Source organism: Erwinia sp. L03-1, from assembly GCF_058686115.1.
Genome location: NZ_CM178762.1, coordinates 1,226,258 through 1,239,960 on the forward strand (window position 1 = coordinate 1,226,258; position 13,703 = coordinate 1,239,960).

Consider the following 13,703-nt stretch of genomic DNA (forward strand, 5'->3'; position numbering starts at 1 on the left):
ATGGAAAAAGAGCAGCTGATTGACATTGCCAACACCGAAATGCCCTTTGGTAAATACAAAGGGCGGCGACTTATCGATCTGCCGGAGCCTTATCTGCTATGGTTCGCCCGTAAGGGCGAATTTCCTGAGGGAAAACTGGGTGAGCTGATGCAGCTGACGCTGGCCATTAAAATAGAGGGGCTTGAGGGGCTGATTAATCCGCTACGCCGTTAAATATTTAATAAGCCTTTAACACTAATAATTGATTTGTACCAGTAAATAATATGAATCATATTTACGCCTGACCTCATCATAAAGATGATCGGAGGAGTAATGTGATGGAAATGAAATATGGTGCTGCTTTACTGATTTTTATCGCTATGACTTCTTCGGCTGAAGAAAACAGGCACAGCGACCGCTGTCTGAGCGAAAGGCGTGACTTTAGTGATGTATTACCCTGTTATACAAAAGAAATCACCGCCTCGCATCCTAAATATACGCGGTTAAACGAAACGCAGGTAGCCGACGTTACTATTTCACACTATCATATGAATTCACAGTTCTGGTCGCCTGCCCATCTGGTTCAGCCTGAAGAGTGGCGGCATGACGTAGATATCTATATTCCGCCCAGAGCGAAAATGAGGACGGCGGTTATTTTTATTAATAATGGCACGAATAACAACTTCGACAATAAGTCTCCCGTTGCGACCAGCGATATGACCCCCGCCCAGCTGACGGCGCTGGCTCAGGCAACGCGCACCATTATCCTCTCACTGAATGATGTCCCTAATCAGTATCAGACCTGGCATGACGATAATATCGCGCGAGCGGAAGATAACAGCGTGGCCCATAGCTGGTCATTATTTATGAAAAACCCGGCTGAGCGATCACTTTTACCGCTCCATATTCCTATGGCTGCCAGCGTATCACAGGCAATGTCGCTGGCAGAAAGGGAGCTGAGGGAATGGAAAATTAAAGAGTTCATCGTCACCGGTTTTTCCAAACGTGGCTGGAGCAGCTGGCTGGCAGCAATTGCCGATCCCAGGGTGGAGGCGATCGCGCCCTTTGTTATGGATATGCTGAGTACCAGGCAGGTATTGCAGCATATATATCGGGTATATGGTCATAACTGGCCAGTAGCGTTCTCGCCTTATTATCAGGAGGGCATTGATACCCATATTGATATGCCGAATTTCAGCCAGTTGCTCAGGATACAGGATCCGCTTGAATATCTGTCTTCAGCCTATAAAAAACGGCTGGCCATTAAAAAATATATTATTAATGCCAGCAGTGATGATTTCTATGTGCCTGACAGCTCCCGCTACTATTATGATCGGCTGCCGGGCATGAAGTCTCTCAGGGTAGTCCCTAACAGCGACCATGCAGGTATTGGTCGTTTTGCCGAACAGTCATTAATTCCCTTTATAAACCGCATTCAGAGCGGAAAGCCCTTACCCAAAATTCGTGCGTCGTTAAAAAAGGGGCTGCTGGATATTAAGTTTACGGAGCATCCTAAGAAGTTAACCCTGTGGCGGGCCTATAATGCCAACGATCGCGACTTCCGTCTGGCGTGCGGCGCTAACTATGAGTCTTCTGGGCTACCCATAAAGAGTAATATAACGCTGACGCTGGTGAAGCCGGATAAAGGCTGGCAGGCCGCTTACGTTGAAGCACTTTTCCGGGATGGTTATGTCGCGACTACGGAAGTCTATATTACGCCAGATGAAAGCTATCCTGTTGCCGCGCCGCGCAATAAGGGCGGGGCCTGTCAGACGTTGCCCGGTCGCGGGTTGAGTGATGCTAAGCAGCAGGCAGGAGTGAATAAAACAGAGACGCGAAGCTTTTGAGCCCAGCGAAGAACAGCCGCCAGGCTTATCCTCCGACGGGCTCTCAGCGTAACTATTTTTGCGACTGCACCACGTTCTGAGGCGCTTTTTCATTTTGCGCCTGCTGCTGCGCCAGCTTTTCTCCGGCCTTCTTATAGCGCTGTGCCAGCAGTGAACAGACCATCAGCTGCACCTGATGGAAGATCATTAGCGGCAGTACAATAATCCCCACCGATGCCGACGGGAACAGGATATTGGCCATCGGGACGCCGTTTGCGAGGCTTTTTTTCGAGCCGCAGAACAGAATGGTGATCTCATCCGGACGGTTAAACCCGAAGATTCTGGCCGCCAGCAGGTTGATCAGTAACACCACTAACAGGATACCCAGGCTACCCGCCACGATATACAGCAGGGTGCTGACGCCGACGCGGTGCCAGATACCGTTCACAACGGCTTCACTAAAGGCGGAATAGACAACCAGCAAAATGGAGGCCTGATCCGTTTTACCAATCAGCCCACGATGTTTTTCTACCCATCCGGCGATCCAGCGTCGTGAAAGGTGGCCGACCAAAAAGGGTACCAACAGCTGTAGCATAATCTTACCGATCTGCTCCAGGTTACCACTGGCGGCGTCGTTATGGACGTCCATCACCAGGCTCACCAGCAGCGGAGAGATAAACACGCCCAACAGGCTGGAGGCTGATGCACTGCAAACCGCCGCCGCAACGTTACCGCCTGCCAGTGAGGTCAGGGCAATAGCTGACTGAACGGTGGCAGGCAGGATGCATAAATAGAGGAAGCCGGTGTAAATCTCCGCGCTGACCGGCAGTGGATGCCACCAGACAAACAGCAACCCCAGCAGGGGAAAGAGCACAAAGGTGCTGCACATCACCCAGAGATGAAGCCGCCAGTGACCGCCACCCGCGATAATTTTCTCACGCGAAAGCTTAGCGCCATGCATAAAGAACAGCAGGGCGATAGCCGCCGTCGTCAGCCATTCAAACACGTCGACGAAATGACCGCGCGCGGGGATGAACGTCGCCAGCAGTACGGTGATAATCAATTTTAACATCAGTGGATCAATGCGGAAGAGTCCCATTGTTAATGCCTGGTTAAAAAACAATGGGGCTATTGTGCGCCGGACGGGTTTAGAAATAAAATTGATTTATTGAATCCATATATGAATAAAACAGATGAATTATACGCTTCGCCAGCTACGGGTATTCGTTGCCGTGGCACAGCAGGGTAGCTTTAGCCAGGCGGGTCAGCAGATTGGCCTGAGTCAGTCTGCGGTCAGTCATAGCATCAAGGAGCTGGAGGGGGAAATGGGGATTCGCCTGCTGGACCGCACCACCCGGGAGGTGATGCTGACCGAGGCGGGCAAACAGCTTGCCAGTCGGCTTGAGCGTCTGCTGGAGGAGCTGAACACCACGCTGCTGGATGTTCGCAGCTATGGGCAGCAGCGCAGCGGTACGGTAAGAGTGGCGGCCAGCCAGACGATATCAGCTCATCTGATGCCCCAGTGCCTGGCGGCCAGCCAGCAAAACTACCCTGACATCAGGATAATGCTGCGCGACCGGCCACAGCAGTGGGTACTGCAAAGCGTGCGTAACGCGGAAGTGGATTTCGGCATCGTCATTGGCCCTTTAACGGTTGAAGATTTCACCTGTGAACCGATCCTCGATGAGCCGTTTCTCCTGCTTTGCCGTCAGGACGATCCGCTGGCCCTGGAGCAAACCATCAGTTGGGAAATGCTGAACGACCGGCCGCTGGTGCTCCAGGATTATACCTCTGGCAGTCGGGTGCTGATTGATGAAGCGCTGCGCGTGCAGCAGGTGAGGGCGGAGATAGTGCAGGAAATCGGTCACCCGGCCACGCTCTATCCGATGGTGGAGGCGGGGATAGGTATCAGCATTTTGCCCGCGCTGGCGCTACCGCTGCCGCAGGGCAGGCCGCTGCTTGTCAGGCGAATGGTACCGGAAATCAACAGGACGATTATGCTGGTACGACGTAAAAACCGCTCGCTTACGCCGGCAGCAGAGGCTATCTGGCAGGAAGTGCGTCAGCAGGCAATCCTGCTGACGCAGCAACGCCGCATCATGCCGGCGTTTTAGACGTAAACGTTAATTGAGTTGGTCGCCGTTGGGCGGTTGATACCATCGGCTACATTGGGGCTGGCCGTCTCTTTTTTCGCTTCCTGCTTTTCCTGAGCCTTCTGCGCCTGCTGCTGCTCAATCTGGGCGATTTGAGATTCGATCATCTGAATCTGGCTCTGGATAAGCTGTTCCTGCTCTGACTTTTGCTCGGTAGTGAGCGAATCGTCAGTGCCCAGACTCTTAAGCTGATTTTCCAGCTGAGTAATCTGCTTGGTCAGCGTGGCAATCTGGGAGGTTGAACCGCCGCCCGAGCTTGCCGATCCAATTGAACTTGTGCTGCTACCACTGATAGTCGTCATCGTATTCTCCTTTGTAATAGACCAGTACGGTTATCGGAGGGTTAAAGGAGATACTTGATAAGAGAATTCGTAAAAAAATCGCTAAGAATGCGAAAAGGTGCGCAGGCAGGACCTGAAGCCCGGTAGCGTGCAGGGCGACGGAGACGATGAACGCCGCCCCTGAGCAGTATAAGAAAAGATGTGGTTAGCGGTCAGGCGTGATTAATATATTTCCTGTTATTCAGAGAATAATAATAAAGAATTTATCAATAGAAAATAATTGAGAATATCACTGAGTGAATTTGCTATCCCTCGGTGCTTTGCCAGAATAGGAAACAGGGGCCTGTCAGGTGGCTGACTGTTTTTCATTTCAAACAGGTAAACTATAATGCAAAAAAAATGGGCGATCGGAGCGTTTCTTTTTAATGTTATTTATATCGCAATATGTCTGGTTACGCTGGCACATGCTGCGCCTCCACTTATCTCGCATCTGCAAAACCCAGGCGGGCAGGATGGCGTTAATAAATCAAAAAATATATTTCTTTCAGATATTACTGTTGCTCGTTCCACCCGTGAAATACGACTAGCAAGCATTGACTATTCAATATTAAATCCCGACAGCGCTAAACTGACATTGCTGACTACGGCAGGTAATACCGTTGAATATAAGCGGTGGTCCTCGATCCTCAATAACGATGAGAGTTACACCTGGACGGGGACAGCAACAAAGCATGCCTCAACAGACCCGATGTTAGTAAGAGGTGAAATGGGAAAAGGGGCCATTACCGATCCTGAAAATGTGGCTACGCTGGTGTTTAATCATAATACGCTGGCTGGAACGTTCAGAACCCGTGGGCAGCTTTATCAGATCTTTCCACTCAGCGGCGGCACTGGGCAGGTTGCTATCGTCAGGGTAGATGAAGCTAAAGTTTCGGAAGATAACAACGACGAATCCTTGCCTGTTTTCTCCGGCAGCAAAGCCGCTATCGTCTGCCCGGATAATCCAGGACAATTCGTTGATCCGGTTAAAGAGCAAAGTACGATCAGAGTGGCATTAGTGACGACCAACCAGTCCCGAGCGGTAATGGCTTCACTGAACATCAACGCGCTGGCATCGGTTGCCTTTGCCGAAGCGAATCAGGGCGCGAAAAACAGTGATGTTAAAATAACCTTTGAAAATGCGGGCATATTGGATGCGACATATAATGAAATGGGCGATTATTCCAGTATGCGCAGGCAAATGCTGGTCAGTTCGGGTTCCGCGCTGAGCAAAGAGATTAATGCCTTCAGGGATAAAACCGGTGCCGATCTGGTAGTGATGCTGGTGAAAGATACCTCGGGTACGGGGAATGGAACGGTAGATGCCACTAAGGCAAATGCTGCGTCGGTCATCCGATATTCGTCTCTGACGGGCACCTATACGTTTGCTCATGAAATGGGGCACAACATAGGAGCCAGCCACGATCTGTATCAGTATGGGGGAGCGCCAACGCGTGAGCCCTGTTACCGGCATGGATTTAAATATGAAGTGGCAGCGAGTCAGCCTAAGTGGCGTACTATTATGTCCTATAATTGTCAGACCGGGAGCTGTCCGCGCCTGAATTATTTCTCTAATCCGCGCATCACCTACAATGGTGTTCCCATGGGAAGTGCCAAATACGAGGATAATGCCCGTCGGCTAAATGAACGCCGCGAAGCAGCTGCAAACTTTTATACCACATCTCCGGATCCCGTTCCCAATCCGTCAGGTAACTGTCCGGGCTACACAGAGTGGGAGAGTAAAAAACTCTATAGTAGTTATGGCGAAAAGGTTTCATATAAAGAGAAGATTTACAGGCAGAACTTTTACTCGGTGGATATGCCGCCGGATATTAACTCTGCGCCGTACGGCAAGCCATGGGTTTATCTCTCTGACTGTCAGTGAAATTAATGATACCGAAGGGTCAAATGCTGAGCAAATGAACAAATGAACAAATGAACAAATGAGCAAATGAGCAAATGAGCAAATGAGCAAATGAGCAAATGAGCAAATGAGCAAATGAGCAAATGCAGAAAAGCAAAAAGGCGCCTTTAGGGCGCCTTTTTACATTGGTGGGTCGTGCAGGATTCGAACCTGCGACCAATTGATTAAAAGTCAACTGCTCTACCAACTGAGCTAACGACCCGAAGTGGTGGGTGATGACGGGCTCGAACCGCCGACCCCCTCCGTGTAAAGGAGATGCTCTACCAACTGAGCTAATCACCCACTTCGGTACTTCATAACAACCTGTTCAGAAATGGTGGGTGATGACGGGCTCGAACCGCCGACCCCCTCCGTGTAAAGGAGATGCTCTACCAACTGAGCTAATCACCCATTTCTGTACACGTCTGGTACTGCCTACACTGCGGAGCCACCGGTTTAGAGTGGTGGGTGATGACGGGCTCGAACCGCCGACCCCCTCCGTGTAAAGGAGATGCTCTACCAACTGAGCTAATCACCCCCGCTGTGTGGAGTCGCATTATAGGGATCGCGGGAAATGAGTCAACGGTTTTTGAAACGAAAATCACTGTTCGTCTTAAATTTAAACAAGATGTTGGGCTTTTATGCAAAAACGCCCGTCTGCCGGGGGGGATTACCGCTAACCCTGGCAGTAAGCGGGGGAATGGCGTTGAGGATTCGCTTGCAGATGGTAGAATGTTGCCCACTCTCTTTTGGTCTTTATCAGACCTCCTCCGGCAATGGCCGAATCTGATAGCGTAATAAGGCAGCTGTTAATGAAAATCAAAACCCGCTTCGCTCCCAGCCCCACGGGCTACCTGCACGTTGGCGGCGCGCGCACCGCGCTATACTCGTGGCTGTTTGCCCGTAATCAGGGCGGCGAGTTCGTGTTGCGTATTGAAGATACCGATCTGGAACGTTCTACCCAACAGGCTATTGATGCCATTATGGACGGAATGAACTGGCTGGGTCTGGACTGGGATGAAGGCCCGTACTATCAGACCAAACGTTTTGATCGCTACAACACGGTCATTGACCAGATGCTGGAAGCAGGCACGGCCTATAAATGCTACTGCTCCAAAGAGCGCCTTGAGACGCTGCGTGAAACGCAAATGGCTAATAATGAGAAGCCGCGCTATGACGGTCGCTGCCTTGACAGCCATGAGCATCATGCTGATGATGAACCCTGCGTGGTGCGTTTCCGTAACCCTCAGGAAGGTTCGGTTATTTTCGACGATCAGATCCGTGGGCCGATTGAATTCAGTAACCAGGAGCTGGACGACCTGATCATTCGTCGTACCGATGGTGCGCCGACCTACAACTTCTGCGTGGTGATCGACGACTGGGATATGGAAATTACCCATGTTATCCGCGGTGAGGATCACATCAACAATACGCCCCGTCAGATTAATATCCTGAAGGCAATTGGTGCTCAGGTACCGGTCTACGCGCACGTATCCATGATCCTCGGCGACGACGGTAAAAAGCTCTCCAAGCGCCACGGTGCGGTAGGGGTGATGCAGTATCGCGACGATGGTTATCTGCCGGAAGCGTTGCTGAACTATCTTGTCCGTCTGGGCTGGTCGCATGGCGATCAGGAAATTTTCAGCATCGACGAGATGAAGCAGCTGTTTGGTCTGGACGCGGTAAGTAAATCAGCCAGCGCGTTTAACACTGAAAAGTTACAGTGGCTGAATCATCACTACATCAATTCGCTGGCACCGGAATATGTGGCGACGCACCTGCAATGGCATATCGAGCAGGAGAAGATAGATACGCGCACCGGTCCTGAACTGGCCCAACTGGTGAAGCTGCTGGGTGAGCGCTGTAAGACGCTGAAAGAGATGGCTGCATCCTGCCGCTACTTTTATGAGGACTTTGACGCCTTTGATCCTGACGCCGCGAAGAAACATCTGCGTCCAGTGGCACGCCAGCCACTGGAAGTCGTGCGTGACAAGCTTAGCGCGTTGAGCGACTGGACGGCTGAAAGCGTACATCAGGCTATTCAGGCTACCGCTGACGACCTTGCAGTGGGCATGGGCAAAGTGGGCATGCCTTTACGTGTCGCAGTAACCGGCGCGGGTCAGTCTCCGGCACTTGATGTCACGGTCCATGCTATCGGCAAGTCGCGCTGCGTCGCTCGCATTAATCAGGCCCTCCGCTGGATTGAGGCGCGCGAAGCTCAGCAGTCAGTCTGATAAAATCGTGCAGCGAAAAGCCGTTTACCTGACACCAGGTGAACGGCTTTTTTCTAGCCAGCGCCAAATGGACCCGTCATCCTTAGCGCTGAGATACGTCAGGGTAATGCAGCCCGGCAGGCAGCTTTTCATCTGGCAGTGATGTAACTGATTGCGGTGTGATGAAAGCAGGCGCTGCCGGTTTCCAGGGGCCACAATCGTATTAACCCATGTTAGCTCCCGGAACAACCGGACGAAGGGTCATCTCCCGCCCGGCGAACCTCTTTTATTGATCGTTACCGCGAATACTTAGCCGATTCAATAATCCCTGTATGCCTTCGCGTAATAACAGTGAGTAAAGCTGATCCTGTTCTTCGGCATTCATCTGCTGGAGTGACGTCATTAGCAGGGCAGGAAGGGAATTATGGGTTACGCGATAGGTAGCGGTGGGCTCAGCGGCGTGACGCGTAGATTTGAGGAAGTTTTTAACCCGCTCATCAATAAATATCATCCGTGCTTTACCGCCCTGAACGCCGGGTTTAGGCGCGGTTGTCCATTGCTCTTTCTTAACCCATTTGTTGATGGTCTGACGACTGAAACCCGTTTCCTGCGCCAGTTCTTCTGGCGTTAACCATTCCTTTTTCATTGTGCAATCCCTTTTGCGAGTTATGTAACACGATCATATTACAGCAAAATGTTCCCAGAACAACTAACAGGAAGCCTTAAAAGGGGCAGAAAATTTGGCAGGCAGATCGGGAGAACAATAACCCCCGGTCCTGAAGACAGGGGGCATTGATATTAGCGGGGGACTACGGCATTCAGCTGTGAACGGTAAGCCATAAAATAGGCCAGACCAACAAAGACGGCACCGCCGACGGTGTTACCCAGAAAAACAGCTGTAAAATTAGGCAGGTAGGCTGCCCAGCTTAATTGACCGGCGAAAATAGCGGCCGGGACGATAAACATATTGGCGACGACGTGCTGGAAGCCGATGGCAACGAAGGCCATAACCGGGAACCACATACCAAAAATTTTGCCTACCACGTCTTTACTGGCAAAGGCCAGCCACGTCGCCAGGCACACCAGCCAGTTACAGCCAATACCTGAGATAAAAGCGTGGGTGAAATCGGCATTCACCTTAGCCGTGGCGATGGCAACGGTTTTTTTCAGGTAGTCACCTTCGGTCATGCCCAAAATATGGCCAAAGAACCAGGCGACGGCCAGGCTGCCGACAAAGTTCGCCAGGGTGACCCAGAACCAGTTACGCAGCAGGCTTAAGCCACTTATCTGGCGGGCAAACCAGGCGATGGGCAGGGTCATCATATTACCGGTCAGAAGCTCCCCTCCCGCCAGAATAGTCAGAATGATGCCGACCGGGAATACGGCGGCCCCTAACAGTCCACTGAACGAACCCCAGTCAGCAGGAAGGGAGTTGATAACGTGAATATCCAGCAGAAATCCAACGGCAATAAATGCACCGGCCATAAAACCGAGGATAATCAGCGTGGCGACGGAATACTGGCTTTTGGCAACGCCCGACTGAATGGCGAACGCCGCAATTTCTTTAGGTGAATAGGAGGACATAGTAGCTCTAAGTTTCTGGTGTGATAATGAAAATGGCCAAAGGCATCGCGTCAGGAAAATGCGCCTGAACCTTGCTGTGTGCGGGCTGGCCGTCAAAAACGACGCAGTTTTACACGCGCTCTTAACAAAAACAAGGCCGATTAGAGCTGTTTTTAACGCCTTGTTTACATGATTGCGGCGGCCAAAAGAGGGGTGTAGTCATATTGTGGCTTAATTTGCTTCGGCGCGGCATTTTATGCATCCCAACATGCAGGCCTGAGCGCGTTTATGCTGCCGGGTCTGAGAGAGAGGCTGCCAAAAAAAACGCATAATGGCGGCTTTTTCAGCGATTGACCGCAGATCGGTAATTTGCCGTTGACACCGCAGACGCTGTTTCATATTATCCCCGCCGTCAAGACGACAAGGTTTTTCGGTACGGGGCTATAGCTCAGCTGGGAGAGCGCTTGCATGGCATGCAAGAGGTCAGCGGTTCGATCCCGCTTAGCTCCACCAAATCTTCACCAGCAGATTTGGACTGAAAAGCAGTTTCTTTGTTGTGGGGGTATAGCTCAGCTGGGAGAGCGCTTGCATGGCATGCAAGAGGTCAGCGGTTCGATCCCGCTTATCTCCACCAATCATCTCTTGACATCGAATTCCTTCGTTCCCAAAAAACACATTTCTGCTCCCGCTATGATGGCCACCAGCTCTGTCGAGTGGGTTCGCCAGATTTTCAACGCTCAAATCAATTATAATTCAACAGTAAGTCCGCGAAATCACGCCGGGTCATACCGCTCACGTTGTTGTGTCTAATAAAATGGCGTTGTTTCTCATTGTACTTTCCCTGACCGGTTTTTCTGGCAGCCCCTCCTTATTCTGTCTTTGTCGGTATTCCTTTAAACCTTGTCCTTCTGTTAATAAAGATTTATTGCGTTGACAGAGGAGAACGAACGTTCTACATTCGCATCATGAAAACAAAAAACCTGGATACGCGCGAAAAAATTCTCATTACTGCCGGGAGACTGATTTATGAGCAAGGTATTCAGGCTACCAGCATGGACCTTTTAGTAAAATCCTCCGGTGTGTCCAGAAAAAGTATTTATCACTACTTTGCGAATAAAGATGAGATAACCGCTGCGGTATTAGCGGCACGCGATCTGCGATGGATGGCATGGTTTTGCAGTGAGACAGAAAAAGAGACTCACCCGCGCGCGCGCATTCTGGAAATGTTTGATGTACTCAACGGGTGGTTTACATCGCCTGATTTTCACGGCTGTGCGTTTATCAACACGGCAGGCGAGGTGGGTAACCCCGCCGATCCGGTGCGTTTGATAAGTCAGTCACACAAGAAGAAATTACTCAATTATGCGCTTTTACTGTGTGAACGGGCAGAGTGCGCACAGCCGGAAGCCCTGGCCAGACAGCTGCTAATCCTGATAGATGGGGCCATTACCGTGGCAAAAGTGATGGGCGATCCCGAAGCCGCTGCGAGTGCCAAAACGATTGCCATAACGTTGCTGGAGAGGGCCTGTTCTGCGCCAGCCTGATGCCGCTTGATCAAATGATCTGACTGTATTTTAAACCAGGGAGTTGCTATGTCCGATCGTCAGACCCCACGCCCACCACTTCCCCCTTTTACGCGCGAATCAGCCATTGAGAAGGTTCGTCTGGCCGAGGATGGCTGGAACAGCCGCGATCCAGAAAAAGTCTCGCTGGCTTACTCCGTCGATACCCGGTGGCGAAATCGCGCCGAATTCGTCGAGAGCCGCGATGAGTGTAAAGCCTTTCTTGAACGGAAATGGCGTAAAGAGCTGGACTATCGCCTTATAAAAGAGCTGTGGGCCTTTGCCGATAATCGCATTGCCGTTCGTTACGCCTATGAGTGGCATGACGATTCAGGAAACTGGTTTCGCTCCTATGGCAACGAAAACTGGGAGTTTGACGAAGATGGCCTGATGACCCGACGCTTTGCCTGTATTAATGATATGCCGATCGAAGCGTCAGACCGCAAATTCCACTGGCCGGCAGGGCGCCGCCCGGATGACCATCCCGGTCTGTCAGATCTGGGTCTTTGATTCAGCCTGCGCTTTGCCAAACGGGACCTGATGAAATGGGCGTTGGGACAGGATAATGTCATCAAATCAGAATGTGAGTATCTGTCCCAACCCGTACTATTTTTCAGTGGTAACCCACGCCCATACAGCCACGAATACAGGAACAATCAGACACCCCAAACCGACACCGCGATACAGCAGCGCCCCACCTGTACAGCCTGCCGCAAAGCCCAGCAGGTTTTTTCCTGTCGGCTTCATTCTATTTTTAATAACGCCTCGTTTCTCAACTCCGGCCTGGCTAATTAACTCAAAGAAATCAACGGCAATCTGTGTAACGTTACCGGTCATCAGCGTAGTGGGTGGCATGCCTTTCATATGCAGGCGCGAGACCGTATTTTGTATCGCCATTGCCGAGACAGCCGTCATTCCCGTTAAAATGGCCAGGGGGCTATCGCCATCCCTGAATGGACCCAGCGATATGGCAAGCACGCAGAATAGCGCTAATAACAATGTGTGGGCGGCTAACAGCGGGCGTAGCGGGGGAATGCCCTTTTGCTGTAGCGAAGAGGCGCTAAGATGGGTCAGACCTACCACCAGGGCAAAAAGTGGCAGGGCGATTATCTTGCCAAACGCTCCGGAAGCTCCATGCACAATACTGACGCCCAGGGTAACGAAGTTGCCTGTCACATGCGCCGTAAAGAGTCCCTGTAGTGCAAGGAAACCGACGGTGTCGACATACCCGCCGTTAAAACTTAGCGCCGGAGCCAGTAGGCGGTGAAATGATTGCATGAATATTCCTGTATGGAGTTGGCTATATGCCCTGTCGGAGAGTGACAAAGCTCGCCATCAGTTCTGTTGGCTGTCATTATTGCAGAAGCAATAAGAGATAATTCTGCCAAACCGACAGAAGAGTTTGAGGTGAGGACAATGTCAGAGCAATTGCCGCTGCGCGGGGAATATGTGATTCATGAAAAGGGTGCGCGGATGGCCCGCCATCACCATCCCACCGTGCAACTGACCCTGGTTATTAAGGGGACGCTATCGGTTCAAACCGAAGAAGGATTGCGGCTGGTTCCCCCCGGGCGGGCGGTCTGGATAACCTGCGGCTTACCACACAGTATTTATTACAGTGAATCGTCTGAAATCATTAACTGCTTTATCCAGGCGGATCATGCCAATGGTGTGGAGGCCCGGTGCCGTACCTTTACCACCACGCCGCTGTTAAAAGCGCTCCTGGAGGAGGTGGTGAAGTTTTCCCGACCGGAGCGGGATAACGGCGATGCCAGAATGATCCTGTCGTTGATTATTCACCAGCTCAATTTGGTGATAAAGCGCCTGGATTTATTTATCTCTTACGGGCATGACCGTCGGTTAAGGATGGCAGTCGATCTCACGCGTCATTCTCCAGGGCAAAACTATTCTCTTAAACAATTAGCTGACAGGGCAGGCTGTAGCGAAAGAACCCTTTCCCGGCTATTTATCAGGGAAACGGGAATGAATTATTTGAACTGGCGCAATCGCTACCGGGTCATTTGTGCAGTAGAACGGTTATCCCGCGGATTTAGCGTAACCCAGGTGGCGTTGGATCTCGGATACCAGGGAGGCAACAATTTCTCCACGATGTTTTCCCGGGTGATGGGCATGTCGCCCAGGCAATATATGGCATCGATACAAAGCTGACTGAACACGCCTGTC

The 13,703-nt window shown here is 51.3% G+C and carries 13 protein-coding genes and 6 tRNA genes; 10 read left to right on the forward strand and 9 right to left on the reverse strand.

Translation table 11 applies throughout. The features are described 5' to 3' along the window. Positions 1–213 (forward strand): DUF3820 family protein, encoded by a 213-nt coding sequence (locus AC4PCC_RS05630; RefSeq protein ID WP_492126687.1) that lies wholly within the window; start codon positions 1–3, stop codon positions 211–213. A 104-nt stretch (positions 214–317) separates the two neighbouring features. Then, positions 318–1,826, forward strand: a complete 1,509-nt coding sequence (locus AC4PCC_RS05635) for a PhoPQ-activated pathogenicity-related family protein (RefSeq protein WP_492126688.1) — start codon at positions 318–320, stop codon at positions 1,824–1,826. A 52-nt stretch (positions 1,827–1,878) separates the two neighbouring features. On the opposite strand, the gene AC4PCC_RS05640 is transcribed toward AC4PCC_RS05635, so the two are convergent. Then, entirely contained in the window at positions 1,879–2,904 is a 1,026-nt protein-coding gene (locus AC4PCC_RS05640; protein WP_492126689.1) for a bile acid:sodium symporter family protein, read from the reverse strand. A gap of 94 nt (positions 2,905–2,998) precedes the next feature. Between AC4PCC_RS05640 and AC4PCC_RS05645 the strand changes: the two genes are divergently transcribed. Continuing rightward, positions 2,999–3,919 carry a LysR family transcriptional regulator gene (locus tag AC4PCC_RS05645; protein WP_492126690.1) on the forward strand — a complete coding sequence of 307 codons (921 nt, stop codon included), beginning with the start codon at positions 2,999–3,001 and terminating at the stop codon, positions 3,917–3,919. On the opposite strand, the gene AC4PCC_RS05650 is transcribed toward AC4PCC_RS05645, so the two are convergent. Then, positions 3,916–4,260 carry a FlxA-like family protein gene (locus tag AC4PCC_RS05650; RefSeq protein WP_492126691.1) on the reverse strand — a complete coding sequence of 115 codons (345 nt, stop codon included), beginning with the start codon at positions 4,258–4,260 and terminating at the stop codon, positions 3,916–3,918. The two genes, AC4PCC_RS05645 and AC4PCC_RS05650, sit on opposite strands and share 4 nt — an antisense overlap. 367 nt (positions 4,261–4,627) lie before the next feature. On the opposite strand from AC4PCC_RS05650, the gene AC4PCC_RS05655 reads away from it, so the two are divergent. Beyond that, the gene (locus tag AC4PCC_RS05655) at positions 4,628–6,163 is read left to right on the forward strand and encodes a M12 family metallo-peptidase (protein WP_492126692.1); all 1,536 of its coding nucleotides are present in this window, start codon (positions 4,628–4,630) and stop codon (positions 6,161–6,163) included. Positions 6,164–6,328: 165 nt separating this feature from the next. Here the strand turns inward: AC4PCC_RS05655 and AC4PCC_RS05660 are convergent. The 4 genes from AC4PCC_RS05660 to AC4PCC_RS05675 form a co-directional block, all read right to left on the reverse strand. Next, positions 6,329–6,404: transfer RNA gene (locus AC4PCC_RS05660), tRNA-Lys, on the reverse strand. Between the two features lie 4 nt (positions 6,405–6,408). Beyond that, positions 6,409–6,484, reverse strand: a tRNA-Val gene (locus tag AC4PCC_RS05665). 32 nt (positions 6,485–6,516) lie between these two features. Beyond that, positions 6,517–6,592, reverse strand: a tRNA-Val gene (locus tag AC4PCC_RS05670). Positions 6,593–6,643: 51 nt separating this feature from the next. Next, positions 6,644–6,719: transfer RNA gene (locus tag AC4PCC_RS05675), tRNA-Val, on the reverse strand. Positions 6,720–6,993: 274 nt separating this feature from the next. Between AC4PCC_RS05675 and gltX the strand changes: the two genes are divergently transcribed. After that, complete coding sequence (gltX, locus tag AC4PCC_RS05680) at positions 6,994–8,415, forward strand: glutamate--tRNA ligase (protein WP_492126693.1); 1,422 nt, start codon at positions 6,994–6,996, stop codon at positions 8,413–8,415. A gap of 265 nt (positions 8,416–8,680) precedes the next feature. Here gltX and AC4PCC_RS05685 read toward each other — a convergent pair whose 3' ends face one another. Both AC4PCC_RS05685 and AC4PCC_RS05690 read right to left on the reverse strand, forming a co-directional pair. Continuing rightward, positions 8,681–9,040 carry a YfeC-like transcriptional regulator gene (locus AC4PCC_RS05685; RefSeq protein ID WP_067705859.1) on the reverse strand — a complete coding sequence of 120 codons (360 nt, stop codon included), beginning with the start codon at positions 9,038–9,040 and terminating at the stop codon, positions 8,681–8,683. Between the two features lie 152 nt (positions 9,041–9,192). After that, positions 9,193–9,978, reverse strand: a complete 786-nt coding sequence (locus tag AC4PCC_RS05690; RefSeq protein WP_067705857.1) for a formate/nitrite transporter family protein — start codon at positions 9,976–9,978, stop codon at positions 9,193–9,195. 416 nt (positions 9,979–10,394) lie between these two features. Here AC4PCC_RS05690 and AC4PCC_RS05695 point away from each other — a divergent pair. From AC4PCC_RS05695 to AC4PCC_RS05710, 4 genes are all read left to right on the forward strand, one after another. Next, positions 10,395–10,470 (forward strand) — tRNA-Ala (locus AC4PCC_RS05695). A gap of 45 nt (positions 10,471–10,515) precedes the next feature. Further along, positions 10,516–10,591 (forward strand) — tRNA-Ala (locus AC4PCC_RS05700). 331 nt (positions 10,592–10,922) lie between these two features. Further along, on the forward strand, positions 10,923–11,501 hold the full coding sequence (locus tag AC4PCC_RS05705) for a TetR/AcrR family transcriptional regulator (RefSeq protein WP_492126694.1): 579 nt from the start codon (positions 10,923–10,925) through the stop codon (positions 11,499–11,501). A gap of 48 nt (positions 11,502–11,549) precedes the next feature. Then, a complete protein-coding gene (locus tag AC4PCC_RS05710) occupies positions 11,550–12,029 on the forward strand; it encodes a nuclear transport factor 2 family protein (RefSeq protein ID WP_492126695.1) in 480 nt (159 codons plus the stop codon). A 96-nt stretch (positions 12,030–12,125) separates the two neighbouring features. Here the strand turns inward: AC4PCC_RS05710 and AC4PCC_RS05715 are convergent, their stop codons facing one another. Then, entirely contained in the window at positions 12,126–12,797 is a 672-nt protein-coding gene (locus AC4PCC_RS05715; protein ID WP_492126696.1) for a YoaK family protein, read from the reverse strand. A 138-nt stretch (positions 12,798–12,935) separates the two neighbouring features. Here AC4PCC_RS05715 and AC4PCC_RS05720 point away from each other — a divergent pair, with 138 nt between their 5' ends. Next, positions 12,936–13,688, forward strand: a complete 753-nt coding sequence (locus tag AC4PCC_RS05720) for a helix-turn-helix domain-containing protein (protein ID WP_492126697.1) — start codon at positions 12,936–12,938, stop codon at positions 13,686–13,688. The last annotated feature ends 15 nt before the right edge of the window (positions 13,689–13,703 follow it).

What these genes read in the sequence shown, in the direction of transcription:
- AC4PCC_RS05630 (WP_492126687.1), top strand. Translation starts at nt 1, where the DNA reads ATGGAAAAAGAGCAGCTGATTGACATTGCCAACACCGAAATGCCCTTT.
- AC4PCC_RS05710 (WP_492126695.1), top strand. Translation starts at nt 11,550, where the DNA reads ATGTCCGATCGTCAGACCCCACGCCCACCACTTCCCCCTTTTACGCGC.
- AC4PCC_RS05635 (WP_492126688.1), top strand. Translation starts at nt 318, where the DNA reads ATGGAAATGAAATATGGTGCTGCTTTACTGATTTTTATCGCTATGACT.
- AC4PCC_RS05645 (WP_492126690.1), top strand. Translation starts at nt 2,999, where the DNA reads ATGAATTATACGCTTCGCCAGCTACGGGTATTCGTTGCCGTGGCACAG.
- AC4PCC_RS05650 (WP_492126691.1), bottom strand. Translation starts at nt 4,260, where the DNA reads ATGACGACTATCAGTGGTAGCAGCACAAGTTCAATTGGATCGGCAAGC.
- AC4PCC_RS05690 (WP_067705857.1), bottom strand. Translation starts at nt 9,978, where the DNA reads ATGTCCTCCTATTCACCTAAAGAAATTGCGGCGTTCGCCATTCAGTCG.
- AC4PCC_RS05655 (WP_492126692.1), top strand. Translation starts at nt 4,628, where the DNA reads ATGCAAAAAAAATGGGCGATCGGAGCGTTTCTTTTTAATGTTATTTAT.
- AC4PCC_RS05715 (WP_492126696.1), bottom strand. Translation starts at nt 12,797, where the DNA reads ATGCAATCATTTCACCGCCTACTGGCTCCGGCGCTAAGTTTTAACGGC.
- AC4PCC_RS05720 (WP_492126697.1), top strand. Translation starts at nt 12,936, where the DNA reads ATGTCAGAGCAATTGCCGCTGCGCGGGGAATATGTGATTCATGAAAAG.
- AC4PCC_RS05685 (WP_067705859.1), bottom strand. Translation starts at nt 9,040, where the DNA reads ATGAAAAAGGAATGGTTAACGCCAGAAGAACTGGCGCAGGAAACGGGT.
- AC4PCC_RS05705 (WP_492126694.1), top strand. Translation starts at nt 10,923, where the DNA reads ATGAAAACAAAAAACCTGGATACGCGCGAAAAAATTCTCATTACTGCC.
- AC4PCC_RS05640 (WP_492126689.1), bottom strand. Translation starts at nt 2,904, where the DNA reads ATGGGACTCTTCCGCATTGATCCACTGATGTTAAAATTGATTATCACC.
- gltX (WP_492126693.1), top strand. Translation starts at nt 6,994, where the DNA reads ATGAAAATCAAAACCCGCTTCGCTCCCAGCCCCACGGGCTACCTGCAC.